The following is a 12,686-nucleotide window of genomic DNA, read 5'->3' as shown; positions in this document are numbered from 1 at the left end:
CCTCGCGTTTTTGTTTAATCGATCAGATGGTATTTCTCTGAGAGTTCATGCGCCAGGTATTTAAACATGTTGAATACCGCAGTGCTTTTTGGGGTGGGTAATCCCTGCTCATCAAGATAATACTCGCCGCTGAAAACCAGCACGCCGTTACGCTGGCTGACATCAGTCGCTTCGATGCCCTTCATGGTATCGTCATGCTCGCGAATGAGGCGGTTCGCCTCAGCCAGTAAGGTCTGTTTGTCGATGGGTTGGGTTGTACCTTGCATTTATTACTCCTTAAATCACTGGCGTTAGTCTACGCTGCAAGCGGATTATCGGCAAATTTCCCCTTGTTTTTCCAGGGAAATGGAATAAGTTACACCGCTGGCAGGATCCGCGTTTGCATGCTAATAAAGTTGCGTAACGAATTTTATCAGGTAGAGTGTCACGCTTTCAGCAATCTGGTATCAGATTTGCTTGACAATCGACCGAAAATTCTTCGTGCTATACCACCTGACGGGAAAACGTCAGTAAACTCAGCCATCTGGCGCCGGCATTCCGGGTTCAGTTCAGATAAGGGGTTGATATCCATTGACGTCGCCGCAATATCAGGGCTCGTCGCCAGTGGAAGGTGAATCTGTGTGCGATGCATTCAATCAGGTAAAGGTGAATATGGGTAAAGCTCTCGTTATCGTTGAGTCCCCGGCAAAAGCCAAAACGATCAATAAGTATCTGGGTAATGACTACGTGGTGAAATCCAGCGTCGGTCATATCCGCGATTTGCCGACAAGTGGCTCAGCCTCCAAAAAGAGCGCCGACTCTACCTCCACCAAAACGGCTAAGAAGCCGAAGAAGGATGAACGTGGTGCTCTCGTCAACCGTATGGGCGTCGACCCATGGCATGACTGGAAAGCACAATACGAAGTGCTGCCGGGCAAAGAAAAGGTAGTTTCGGAGCTCAAACAACTGGCGGAAAAAGCCGACCACATCTATCTCGCAACCGACCTTGACCGCGAAGGGGAAGCCATTGCCTGGCACCTGCGGGAAGTGATCGGCGGAGATGACAAACGTTACAGCCGCGTGGTGTTTAACGAAATCACCAAAAACGCGATTCGTCAGGCGTTCGAACAGCCTGGTGAACTCAATATTGACCGTGTGAACGCTCAGCAGGCGCGTCGTTTTATGGACCGCGTTGTGGGTTACATGGTCTCTCCACTGCTGTGGAAGAAAATTGCCCGTGGTTTATCCGCCGGGCGCGTCCAGTCTGTGGCCGTGCGTCTGGTGGTGGAGCGCGAGCGTGAAATTAAAGCCTTCGTTCCGGAAGAGTTCTGGGAAGTCGGCGCGAACACAACCACGCCTGCGGGCGACGCGTTGTCGCTGGAAGTGACTCACCAGAACGATAAACCGTTCCGTCCGGTCACCCGTGACGAAACCATGGCGGCGGTGAGTCTGCTTGAAAAAGCGCGCTACAGCGTGGTGGAACGTGAAGATAAGCCGACCAGCAGCAAGCCGGGTGCGCCGTTCATCACCTCCACATTGCAACAGGCTGCCAGCACGCGTCTGGGTTTCGGCGTCAAGAAAACCATGATGATGGCGCAGCGTCTGTATGAGGCGGGCCATATTACCTACATGCGTACCGACTCTACCAACCTGAGTCAGGATGCGCTGAGCATGGTTCGTGGTTATATCGGCGACAATTTCGGTAAGAAATACCTGCCGGCCAGTGCCAATCTGTATGCCAGCAAAGAGAATTCCCAGGAAGCGCACGAAGCGATTCGTCCGTCTGATGTTAGCGTCATAGCGGAAAGCCTGAAGGATATGGAAGCGGATGCGCAGAAACTGTATCAGCTGATCTGGCGCCAGTTTGTCGCCTGTCAGATGACGCCGGCGCAGTACGATTCCACCACCCTGACCGTCGAAGCGGGCGCGTTCAAACTGAAAGCGCGTGGTCGTACGCTGCGATTTGACGGCTGGACGAAAGTGATGCCTGCATTGCGTAAGGGTGATGAAGATCGTACCCTGCCGGCGGTAAATCAGGGCGATACGTTGTCGCTGATTGATCTGGTGCCTGCGCAACACTTCACCAAACCACCGGCACGTTTCAGCGAAGCGTCACTGGTGCGTGAACTGGAAAAACGCGGTATCGGCCGTCCGTCGACTTATGCGTCTATCATCTCCACCATTCAGGATCGCGGTTACGTGCGGGTGGAAAACCGTCGCTTCTATGCTGAAAAAATGGGTGAGATCGTCACCGACCGTCTGGAAGATAATTTCCGTGATCTGATGAACTACGATTTCACCGCACAGATGGAAGATCACCTTGATGAGGTGGCGAACCATAAAGCCGAGTGGAAACAGGTACTGAATAACTTCTTCGGCGACTTTACCCGTCAGCTTGAAATGGCGGAAAAAGATCCGGAAGAGGGCGGCATGCAGCCGAATCAGATGGTGCTGACCAGCATCGACTGCCCGACCTGTGGCCGTAAAATGGGGATCCGTACCGCCAGTACCGGCGTGTTCCTTGGCTGCTCCGGTTACGCGTTGCCGCCGAAAGAGCGCTGCAAAACCACCATTAACCTGGTGCCGGAAAACGAAGTGCTTAACGTGCTGGAAGGCGATGATGCCGAAACCAATGCGCTGCGTGCGAAACGTCGTTGTCCAAAATGCGGCACAGCGATGGACAGCTATCTTATTGATCCAAAACGTAAGCTGCATGTCTGCGGTAACAACCCGACCTGCGACGGTTACGAGATTGAAGAGGGCGAGTTCCGCATCAAGGGCTATGACGGCCCGATCGTTGAATGTGAGAAGTGTGGTTCTGAAATGCACCTGAAAATGGGGCGTTTCGGCAAGTACATGGCCTGCACCAACGACGACTGCAAGAACACGCGAAAAATCCTGCGTAATGGCGAAGTCGCGCCGCCGAAGGAAGATCCGGTACCGTTGCCGGAACTGCCGTGCGAGAAGTCTGATGCCTACTTCGTACTTCGCGATGGTGCAGCAGGCGTGTTCCTGGCGGCCAACACTTTCCCCAAATCACGCGAAACCCGTGCGCCGCTGGTGGAAGAGCTGTTCCGTTTCCGTGACCGTCTGCCGGAAAAACTGCGCTATCTTGCCGACGCACCGCAGCAGGATCCGGAAGGCAACAAGACAATGGTGCGCTTCAGCCGCAAAACCAAACAGCAGTATGTTGCGTCCGAAAAAGAGGGGAAAGCCACTGGCTGGTCTGCCTTCTTCGTTGACGGGAAGTGGGTGGAAGGGAAGAAATAATTCTCAGATTTTCCCGCATCTTTCCGCAAAAAGGGCCACACAGTGGCCCTTTTTTATAACCTTGTTATTATTTTTTGTTCCCGTCTATACACATCCGGTATAAATGATATAGTGGTTATAGTTAACCCGATTTTTATTCTCTAATCGTCTTAAGCGATGGATATCGCCGAGTCAATACCGGATACCCGCCATGAAATTACAACAGCTCCGCTATATCGTTGAGGTCGTCAATCACAATCTGAACGTCTCTTCTACGGCTGAAGGTCTTTACACCTCGCAGCCAGGCATTAGTAAGCAGGTGCGAATGCTGGAGGATGAGCTGGGGATTCAGATCTTTGCCCGCAGCGGTAAACACCTGACGCAAGTGACCCCCGCGGGCCAGGAGATCATTCGCATCGCCCGTGAAGTGCTGTCGAAGGTCGATGCTATCAAGTCCGTAGCCGGAGAACACACCTGGCCGGATAAAGGCTCGCTATATGTCGCCACGACGCACACGCAGGCCCGGTATGCGCTGCCAGGGGTCATTAAAGGGTTTATTGAGCGTTACCCGCGCGTTTCGCTGCATATGCATCAGGGCTCGCCGACGCAAATCGCGGAAGCGGTCTCTAAAGGCAACGCTGACTTTGCCATCGCCACCGAAGCGCTGCACCTTTATGACGATTTGGTGATGTTGCCGTGCTACCACTGGAATCGCTCGATCGTGGTGACGCCAGAACATCCGCTGGCGTCGAAATCCTCGGTCTCCATTGAAGAGCTGGCGCAATACCCCTTGGTAACGTATACCTTTGGTTTTACCGGTCGCTCTGAACTCGACACCGCCTTTAATCGTGCCGGGCTGACGCCGCGTATCGTGTTTACCGCCACGGATGCCGACGTCATTAAAACCTATGTCCGTCTGGGGCTTGGCGTGGGTGTTATCGCTAGTATGGCGGTGGATCCGGTCTCCGATCCTGATCTGATTAAGCTTGATGCGCATGAAATTTTCAGCCACAGCACGACCAAAATCGGCTTCCGCCGTAGCACCTTCCTGCGCAGCTATATGTATGATTTTATTCAGCGCTTTGCACCGCACCTGACGCGTGATGTGGTCGATACCGCCGTCGCATTACGCTCGAATGACGACATCGAAGAGATGTTTAAAGATATTAAATTACCCGAGAAATAATTCCGCGAGTGATAATGATATCCCCGGAAGCGGGGATATCGTGAATTAGATCACTAAAGCTAAATTATAACTGCGCGCATTATCATTTCTGTATTAATCAATTTCCCCTCCACACTAATACTTTACTAGTACTAAAGTGTCGCCAAAGCCCGACAATAGTAGAAACTATTTATCCGTAGCGCAAATTTTATGGGTCAATTATTTATTTGCCGTCAAAAGAATGAATTATTCCATGGTCGAATTGAGTAAATTCACTGGATTTTTGGTTGATTTTTAATTAGGATTTATCTCAGTGATGATTACTTGTACCGATTGTTTGGTGCCAAAATGATAAGCGATGTCGATTGTAAGAGGTTAGCGATGCCATCAGGAAGCGAAGGGCCGCAAAGGGATCCGGCGCTCAAGCGCAAAGCCTGGCTAGCGGTATTTCTGGGTTCAGCGCTGTTCTGGATTGTCGTCGCATTGCTCATCTGGAAATTCTGGGGTTAAGAATGGTCGTTTCTGGTCAGTTTCAGTCAGTAAAACCAATGTGTAAATCTGATGACAAAGTGAAAGCGTCCGCTAAGGTTCGGTCAACGATTCCGCCGTCCTGGAAACTGACGCCGCAACAGCAGTCATTTATTGACGCATTTGCCGAAGACGAATCTAAGAAACAATAAGTTATTTAATAAACCCATCTAATTATCAGGACTATTTATCCTGAATATCCGCATATTATTATGCACATCAGCAATATACGTTCTGCCTGAGAAGGCAGTTCAGTTGAATAAATACTTAAATGGTAGTGGAATTATGAATCAACATAGCGAGATGAAATACTGGTCGTGGATCGGTGCTTTCACGCTATCGGTCCTGTTCTGGGGCCAGATGGCCTGGATGCTGATCAACTAATCCTCCGCAAAGACCCGGCCCTGGCGCCGGGTTTTGTTTTTCCTGCCGGCAAAGAAATATTCTGATTTATCATTTTGGGTTGTTATCAAATCGTTACGACATGTTTGTGTTATCTTTAATAACAGACCCTGAGGATTATCAGGGTATCGTCATATCTGTCATTAAGGAGGAGCTATGTCGTCGACCCTACGAGAAGCCAGTAAGGATACACTGCAGGTCAAAGATAAAACGTATCATTACTACAGCCTGCCGCTGGCTGCTAAACAGCTTGGAGACATTTCCCGTCTGCCGAAATCGCTGAAAGTGCTGCTGGAGAACCTGCTGCGCTGGCAGGACGGGGATTCCGTCACAGAAGAAGACATTCATGCCCTCGCCGGATGGCTGAAGAGCGCCCATGCCGACCGCGAAATTGCCTACCGTCCCGCCAGAGTTCTGATGCAGGATTTTACCGGTGTGCCGGCGGTGGTCGACCTGGCCGCGATGCGTGAAGCCGTTAAACGCCTTGGTGGTGATACCGCCAAAGTAAACCCGCTGTCTCCCGTCGATCTGGTCATTGACCACTCGGTTACTGTTGATCACTTTGGTACCGATGACGCTTTTGGTGAAAACGTACGTCTGGAAATGGAGCGTAACCATGAGCGTTACGTTTTTCTGCGCTGGGGACAGCAGGCGTTCAGCCGTTTCAGCGTGGTTCCGCCAGGAACCGGCATCTGCCACCAGGTCAATCTGGAATATTTAGGCAAAGCCATCTGGAGTGAAGAGCAGAACGGTGAATGGGTGGCTTATCCGGATACGCTGGTCGGCACCGATTCTCACACCACCATGATCAACGGCCTGGGCGTCCTCGGCTGGGGCGTCGGGGGGATCGAAGCGGAAGCGGCAATGCTCGGCCAGCCAGTGTCGATGCTTATCCCGGATGTCGTCGGATTCAAACTGACCGGCAAATTGCGTGAAGGGATCACCGCGACTGACCTGGTCCTGACCGTTACCCAGATGCTGCGTAAACACGGCGTGGTAGGCAAATTTGTTGAGTTCTACGGCGACGGTCTTGATTCGCTGCCATTGGCCGACCGTGCCACTATCGGCAACATGTCGCCGGAATACGGCGCGACATGTGGTTTCTTCCCCATTGATGCGGTAACACTGGATTATATGTTGCTGAGCGGACGCAGCGAAGAACAGGTGGCGCTGGTGGAAGCCTACGCCAAAGCACAGGGGATGTGGCGCAATACCGGTGACGAACCAGTATTCACCAGCTCGCTTGAACTGAATATGGCGGATGTGGAAGCCAGTCTCGCCGGGCCGAAACGTCCTCAGGATCGCGTATCGCTGGCGGATGTGCCAAAAGCGTTTGCCGCCAGTAACGAACTGGAAGTCAATGCGGCGCAAAAAGATCACCGGCCTGTCGACTTTACGCTGAACGGTCAGCAGTATCAGCTACCGGATGGCGCTGTGGTGATTGCAGCCATTACCTCATGTACCAATACCTCGAACCCCAGCGTACTGATGGCGGCGGGGCTGCTGGCGAAAAAGGCGGTCGAACGCGGCCTGAAACCACAACCCTGGGTTAAAGCCTCGCTGGCGCCGGGCTCGAAAGTGGTCTCTGACTATTTAGCTCACGCGCAGCTTACCACCTCGCTGGATGCCCTCGGCTTTAACCTTGTCGGTTATGGCTGTACCACCTGTATCGGTAACTCCGGGCCGTTGCCCGATCCTATTGAGACGGCGATAAAGCAGGGCGATCTGACGGTGGGTGCAGTACTGTCCGGCAACCGTAACTTTGAAGGGCGAATTCATCCGCTGGTGAAAACCAACTGGCTGGCGTCACCGCCGCTGGTAGTAGCTTATGCGCTGGCGGGCAACATGAATATCAACCTGACGACCGATCCACTTGGCCACGACTGGCAGGGCAATCCGGTCTACCTGAAAGATATCTGGCCAAGCGGTCAGGAGATTGCGCACGAAGTCGAAAAAGTCTCGACCGAGATGTTCCACAAAGAATATGCCGAGGTCTTTGAGGGCACGCCGGAATGGAAAGCCATTCAGATCACGCGCTCCGATACCTATGGCTGGCAAAATGATTCCACCTATATTCGCCTCTCGCCGTTCTTTGATGACATGCAGGCGCAGCCGAAACCGGTGGAAGATATTTGCGGGGCACGTATTCTCGCCATGCTGGGCGATTCGGTCACTACCGACCACATCTCGCCTGCGGGCAGCATCAAGCTCGACAGCCCGGCAGGGCGCTATCTGCTAAGTCACGGCGTTGAGCGTCGCGATTTTAACTCCTACGGTTCACGACGCGGCAACCATGAAGTGATGATGCGCGGGACATTTGCCAACATCCGTATCCGTAACGAGATGGTACCGGGTATTGAAGGCGGCATGACGCGGCACCTGCCGGGCACCGAGGTGGTCTCCATTTATGACGCAGCCATGCGTTATAAAGAAGAGAACACGCCACTGGCAGTCATTGCCGGTAAAGAGTACGGTTCAGGCTCCAGCCGTGACTGGGCCGCGAAAGGGCCTCGTCTGCTGGGAGTTCGCGTGGTCATCGCTGAGTCGTTTGAACGTATTCACCGTTCAAACCTGATCGGTATGGGGATTCTGCCGCTGGAGTTCCCGCAAGGGACGACGCGGAAATCGCTGGGGCTGACCGGGGAAGAAAAAATCGATATCCGCGATTTGAACCAGCTCAAGCCAGGGGCAACGATACCGGTTATCGTCACGCGTGCGGATGGTCGTGAAGAGGTGATCCCTTGCCGCTGCCGTATCGATACCGCGACGGAGCTGACCTATTACCAGAACGACGGTATCTTACATTACGTGATACGTAATATGCTTAACTAACCTGTCAAAAACGGCGCCCTGGGCGCCGTTATCGTTTATTCGTCGAGAAGGTGACCCATTTTCGCCGCCTTGGTATCGAGGTACCCGGCGTTTTTCGGGTTGCGCCCGACGATCAGCGGCACGCGCTCAACAATGTTAATGCCTGCCTCGGTCAGTACTTCGACTTTCCGCGGGTTGTTGGTCAGCAGTCGCACTTCGTCAACGCCGAGCAGTTTGAACATGTCCGCGCAGAGGGTGAAATCACGCTCGTCGGCGGCAAAACCCAACTGGTGATTCGCTTCGACCGTGTCGTAGCCTTGATCCTGCAGCGCATACGCACGGATTTTATTCAGCAGACCGATGTTACGTCCTTCCTGACGGTGATACAGCAGGACGCCGCGACCCTCTTCCGCAATATGAGCTAACGCAGCTTCCAGTTGAAACCCGCAATCACAGCGCAGACTAAAAAGCGCGTCGCCCGTCAGACATTCTGAATGGACACGCGCCAGTACAGGTATCTGGCCGGAAATATCGCCAAAAACTAAGGCGACGTGATCCTGCCCGGTTGCCAGTTCTTCAAAGCCCACCATCAGGAAATCGCCCCAGGGGGTTGGCAGTTTGGCTTCTGCCACACGTTTAAGCTGCATGTGATTCTCCAGATTATTCCGGCACGTAGTGTGCCTTCTGTTTGCCGTTATTTTGCCACAGTGCGACAGACTTCACCTAATCGCTCACCGGTGGGGCTGCACAAAGCGCACAATTTTGTCACTTTTACCGTCACGTGGGTTTTCAGTTATGATGAGAAAAGACAGACGATAAGGAGTTCAGATGCTTTCAATCGCCAGACGTACTACTCTCGGTGCGGCGCTGTTGCTGATAATGCCGCTCGTGGTCTGGGTTTCCGGCTGGCGCTGGGTGCCGGGGCATGACAATCAGTGGCTGAAACTGCTCTACTGGATGACGGAAACGGTGACGCAACCGTGGGGGGTAATCACCCACGTACTGCTGTGTGGCTGGTTTTTGTGGTGTCTGCGTTTCCGCCTGCGCGCGGCCATTATGCTATTTGCCATTCTGGCGGGAGCGATCCTCATCGGTCAGGGCATGAAATCGTGGGTCAAGGAGCGGGTTCAGGAGCCGCGTCCTTTCGTCATCTGGCTGGAAAAAACACAGCAGATCCCAGTCGAGGAGTTCTACACTTTAAAACGGAAGGATCGGGCCAGTCTGGTGAAAAAGCAGCTGGCGCAACAGACGGAAATCCCTCATTTTTTACGCAAACACTGGCAAAAAGAGACGGGGTTTGCTTTTCCGTCCGGCCACACAATGTTTGCCGCCAGTTGGGCGTTGCTGGGTGTTGGATTGCTCTGGCCGCGTCGTCGCACCGTAACCATTGCGATTCTGCTGGTGTGGGCTACCGCGGTGATGGGCAGCCGGTTGCTGCTGGGGATGCACTGGCCACGAGACCTGGTGGTGGCAACGCTGATGTCATGGCTGTTGGTGACGCTGGCAACGTGGCTGGCGCAGCGTGTCTGTGGGCCGCTCACCCCGCCAGGGGAAGAGGCGCTGGACATCAAAAAGCGCGATCCACTGCCGTAGCGAAGGTTGATTTTCAGTAGAATTAACCGCAGATCAAGTTGTGACATTGCGGTTAACCGTTTCGCAGGTAAGGCGAAGATGGTACTTTATAGGGCTGGAAGCGTCATGTTGCATAAACTTTATTCGCGCAAACCACATAACGGGAAGTAATGTGAAATATTTACTCATTTTCTTACTGGTGTTAGCGATCTTCGTCGTCTCCGTCACGCTTGGAGCGCAAAACGATCAGCAGGTGACGTTTAATTATCTGCTGGCGCAGGGTGAATTCCGGATCTCTACGTTACTGGCCGTGCTGTTTGCTGCAGGGTTTATCATTGGCTGGCTGGTATGCGGGATTTTCTGGCTTCGCGTGCGCGTTTCATTGATGCGTGCCGAGCGCAAAGTCAAGCGCCTGGAAAACCAGATTACGCCTGCAACCGTGCCACCGTCCGAACCGGGTGTCCCGGCTGTGAAGGAATAATTATCTATGCTGGAGTTGTTGTTTCTGCTTTTGCCTGTTGCCGCAGCGTATGGCTGGTATATGGGTCGCAGAAGTGCACAACAGTCCAAACAGGACGAAGCTAACCGTTTATCCCGTGACTATGTCGCGGGGGTTAACTTTCTGCTCAGTAATCAGCAAGATAAAGCGGTGGATCTGTTCCTCGACATGCTCAAAGAGGACACCGGCACCGTCGAAGCGCATCTCACCCTCGGTAACCTCTTCCGCTCGCGCGGCGAAGTAGACCGCGCGATCCGCATCCACCAGACGTTAATGGAAAGCGCCTCCCTGACCTACGACCAGCGCCTGCTGGCCGTACAGCAACTGGGGCGTGATTACATGGCGGCAGGGTTGTATGACCGCGCCGAAGACATGTTCAGCCAGCTGGTGGATGAAACGGATTTTCGCATCGGCGCGTTACAGCAGCTGTTGCAGATTTATCAGGCAACCAGCGACTGGCAGAAAGCCATTGACGTCGCCGAGCGGCTGGTAAAGCTTGGCAAAGAGCGGCATCGGGTGGAGATCGCCCATTTCTGGTGCGAACTGGCGCTCCAGCAGATGGCCTGCGATGACATGGATAAAGCCATGCAATTGCTGCGCAAAGGCGCGGCTGCTGATCGCAACAGCGCGCGTATTTCCATCATGATGGGCCGCGTCTGGATGGCGAAGGGCGATTTCGCCAGAGCGGTGGAAAGCCTGCAACGGGTTATCGATCAGGACCGCGAACTGGTCAGTGAAACGCTGGAAATGCTCCAGACCTGCTACCAGCAGCTCGGTAAAAACGACGAATGGGAAGCTTTCCTGCGTCGCTGCGTTGACGAAAACACCGGTGCGACAGCCGAACTGATGATGGCGCAAATTCTCGAGCAAAAAGAGGGCAGCGACAACGCGCAGACCTATATCACTCGCCAGCTCCAGCGCCACCCGACGATGCGGGTGTTCTATAAGCTGATGGATTACCATCTTAATGAAGCGGAAGAAGGGCGCGCGAAAGAGAGCCTGATGGTGCTGCGTGATATGGTCGGTGAACAGGTGCGCAGCAAACCGCGCTATCGCTGCCAGAAATGCGGCTTTACCGCTTATACCCTTTACTGGCATTGTCCCTCCTGCCGCGCCTGGTCGACTGTTAAGCCGATTCGCGGTCTTGACGGGCAGTAATTTTTAAAAAAATCCCGCTTTAGTTACAACATACTGTGTGCTGGCTTTTTCCGCCTGTTCTGCCGCTGTGCCCGCATCGCATGGCAGAGGAGAACCGCCCCTGTCAATTTTCCGACATCGCAGGTAGAATGCTCGCCGTTTACCTTTTTCGCGCCTGAACGGCGCCCATCAATAAGAAGGTCTGCTCATGACGTCACCTGCTTCATCTTCTTCCTCTGTGGTTACCACTTCTCCCGTTGTTGTTGCGCTCGATTACGCCGATCGCGATAAGGCGCTGGCATTTGTCGATCGCATCGATCCGCGCGACTGCAGTCTGAAAGTCGGAAAAGAGATGTTTACGCTGTTCGGACCGCAGTTTGTCCGTGAATTACAACAGCGCGGTTTTGATATTTTCCTCGACCTGAAATTTCACGATATTCCTAACACGACAGCGCATGCAGTCGCTGCCGCGGCAGACCTTGGCGTATGGATGGTGAACGTTCATGCCTCGGGCGGGGCGCGTATGATGACCGCCGCGCGTGAAGCGCTGCTGCCGTTTGGTAAAGACGCGCCGTTGCTGATTGCCGTTACGGTACTGACCAGCATGGAAGCCAGTGATTTGCAGGATCTGGGCGTGACGTTGTCTCCGGCAGATTACGCTGAGAAGCTGGCTGCGCTGACGCAAAAATGTGGCTTAGATGGCGTCGTCTGCTCGGCCCAGGAAGCTGTTCGCTTCAAACAGGCGTTTGGTCAGTCATTCCGGCTGGTGACGCCGGGGATTCGTCCGGCAGGAAGTGAGGCGGGAGATCAGCGCCGTATCATGACGCCGGAGCAGGCGCAGGCGGCGGGCGTAGACTATATGGTTATAGGACGTCCGGTGACTCAATCTGCCGATCCGGCACAAACGTTGCGCGCGATTAACGCGTCGCTGCGAAAGGAGGGCTAATGAGCGATTCAAACAGCCGTCTGGTCTATTCGACGCAGATCGGGCGAATCGACGAACCGAAAACCGCGCCGGTGCGGCCTAAAGGCGACGGCATCGTGCGTATTCAGCGCCAGACCAGCGGGCGTAAAGGCAAAGGCGTCAGTCTCATCACGGGTATTGATGAAAGCGATGATGTACTGACGAAACTGGCGGCAGAGCTGAAAAAGAAATGTGGTTGTGGTGGTTCAGTAAAAGATGGCGTGATTGAAATTCAGGGAGATAAACGCGATCTGATTAAATCGCTGCTTGAAGCTAAAGGCTATAATGTGAAACTGGCAGGCGGCTGATATATTTTGGGCCACGGTGCAAAGCACGTGGCCCATCATTATTTTGGTGCGTAAGTCAGACCTGAAAACCTA

The 12,686-nt window shown here is 53.5% G+C and carries 12 protein-coding genes; 10 read left to right on the top strand and 2 right to left on the bottom strand.

Features of this window, described 5'->3' with window-relative positions; genetic code table 11:
- Positions 1–14: 14 nt before the first annotated feature.
- Positions 15–266: a YciN family protein gene (locus tag GTGU_RS03640; RefSeq protein WP_038154298.1), complete on the bottom strand. Its 252-nt coding sequence runs from the start codon at positions 264–266 to the stop codon at positions 15–17.
- Between the two features lie 385 nt (positions 267–651).
- Here GTGU_RS03640 and topA point away from each other — a divergent pair, with 385 nt between their 5' ends.
- From topA to acnA, 5 genes are all read left to right on the top strand, one after another.
- The gene (gene topA, locus GTGU_RS03635; RefSeq protein WP_038154321.1) at positions 652–3,249 is read left to right on the top strand and encodes a type I DNA topoisomerase; all 2,598 of its coding nucleotides are present in this window, start codon (positions 652–654) and stop codon (positions 3,247–3,249) included.
- Positions 3,250–3,439: 190 nt separating this feature from the next.
- A complete protein-coding gene (gene cysB / locus GTGU_RS03630; RefSeq protein ID WP_038154297.1) occupies positions 3,440–4,414 on the top strand; it encodes an HTH-type transcriptional regulator CysB in 975 nt (324 codons plus the stop codon).
- Between the two features lie 327 nt (positions 4,415–4,741).
- Positions 4,742–4,903, top strand: coding sequence for a YmiA family putative membrane protein (locus GTGU_RS24290; protein ID WP_072170945.1), 162 nt, complete (start codon positions 4,742–4,744; stop codon positions 4,901–4,903).
- Positions 4,904–5,206: 303 nt separating this feature from the next.
- On the top strand, positions 5,207–5,305 hold the full coding sequence (gene ymiC, locus GTGU_RS26505; protein ID WP_235501647.1) for a small membrane protein YmiC: 99 nt from the start codon (positions 5,207–5,209) through the stop codon (positions 5,303–5,305).
- A gap of 174 nt (positions 5,306–5,479) precedes the next feature.
- A complete protein-coding gene (gene acnA, locus GTGU_RS03625; protein WP_038154296.1) occupies positions 5,480–8,155 on the top strand; it encodes an aconitate hydratase AcnA in 2,676 nt (891 codons plus the stop codon).
- 35 nt (positions 8,156–8,190) lie between these two features.
- On the opposite strand, the gene ribA is transcribed toward acnA, so the two are convergent.
- The gene (ribA, locus tag GTGU_RS03620) at positions 8,191–8,781 is read right to left on the bottom strand and encodes a GTP cyclohydrolase II (protein WP_038154295.1); all 591 of its coding nucleotides are present in this window, start codon (positions 8,779–8,781) and stop codon (positions 8,191–8,193) included.
- A gap of 181 nt (positions 8,782–8,962) precedes the next feature.
- Between ribA and pgpB the strand changes: the two genes are divergently transcribed.
- The 5 genes from pgpB to yciH all read left to right on the top strand — a co-directional run bounded on the left by pgpB (position 8,963) and on the right by yciH (position 12,614).
- Entirely contained in the window at positions 8,963–9,727 is a 765-nt protein-coding gene (pgpB, locus tag GTGU_RS03615; RefSeq protein ID WP_038154293.1) for a phosphatidylglycerophosphatase B, read from the top strand.
- 151 nt (positions 9,728–9,878) lie between these two features.
- Complete coding sequence (locus GTGU_RS03610; protein WP_038154292.1) at positions 9,879–10,187, top strand: LapA family protein; 309 nt, start codon at positions 9,879–9,881, stop codon at positions 10,185–10,187.
- 6 nt (positions 10,188–10,193) lie between these two features.
- Positions 10,194–11,363: a lipopolysaccharide assembly protein LapB gene (lapB, locus tag GTGU_RS03605; protein WP_038154290.1), complete on the top strand. Its 1,170-nt coding sequence runs from the start codon at positions 10,194–10,196 to the stop codon at positions 11,361–11,363.
- A gap of 187 nt (positions 11,364–11,550) precedes the next feature.
- Positions 11,551–12,288, top strand: a complete 738-nt coding sequence (gene pyrF, locus GTGU_RS03600; protein ID WP_038154289.1) for an orotidine-5'-phosphate decarboxylase — start codon at positions 11,551–11,553, stop codon at positions 12,286–12,288.
- Positions 12,288–12,614 carry a stress response translation initiation inhibitor YciH gene (gene yciH, locus GTGU_RS03595; RefSeq protein WP_038154288.1) on the top strand — a complete coding sequence of 109 codons (327 nt, stop codon included), beginning with the start codon at positions 12,288–12,290 and terminating at the stop codon, positions 12,612–12,614. Before pyrF ends, yciH begins: the two co-directional genes overlap by 1 nt.
- Positions 12,615–12,686 lie beyond the last annotated feature (72 nt).

Source organism: Trabulsiella guamensis ATCC 49490 (genome assembly GCF_000734965.1).
Classification (GTDB): domain Bacteria; phylum Pseudomonadota; class Gammaproteobacteria; order Enterobacterales; family Enterobacteriaceae; genus Trabulsiella; species Trabulsiella guamensis.
The sequence above is the reverse complement of the archived record's forward strand: the minus strand, read 5'-3'. Positions and strand labels throughout refer to the sequence as shown.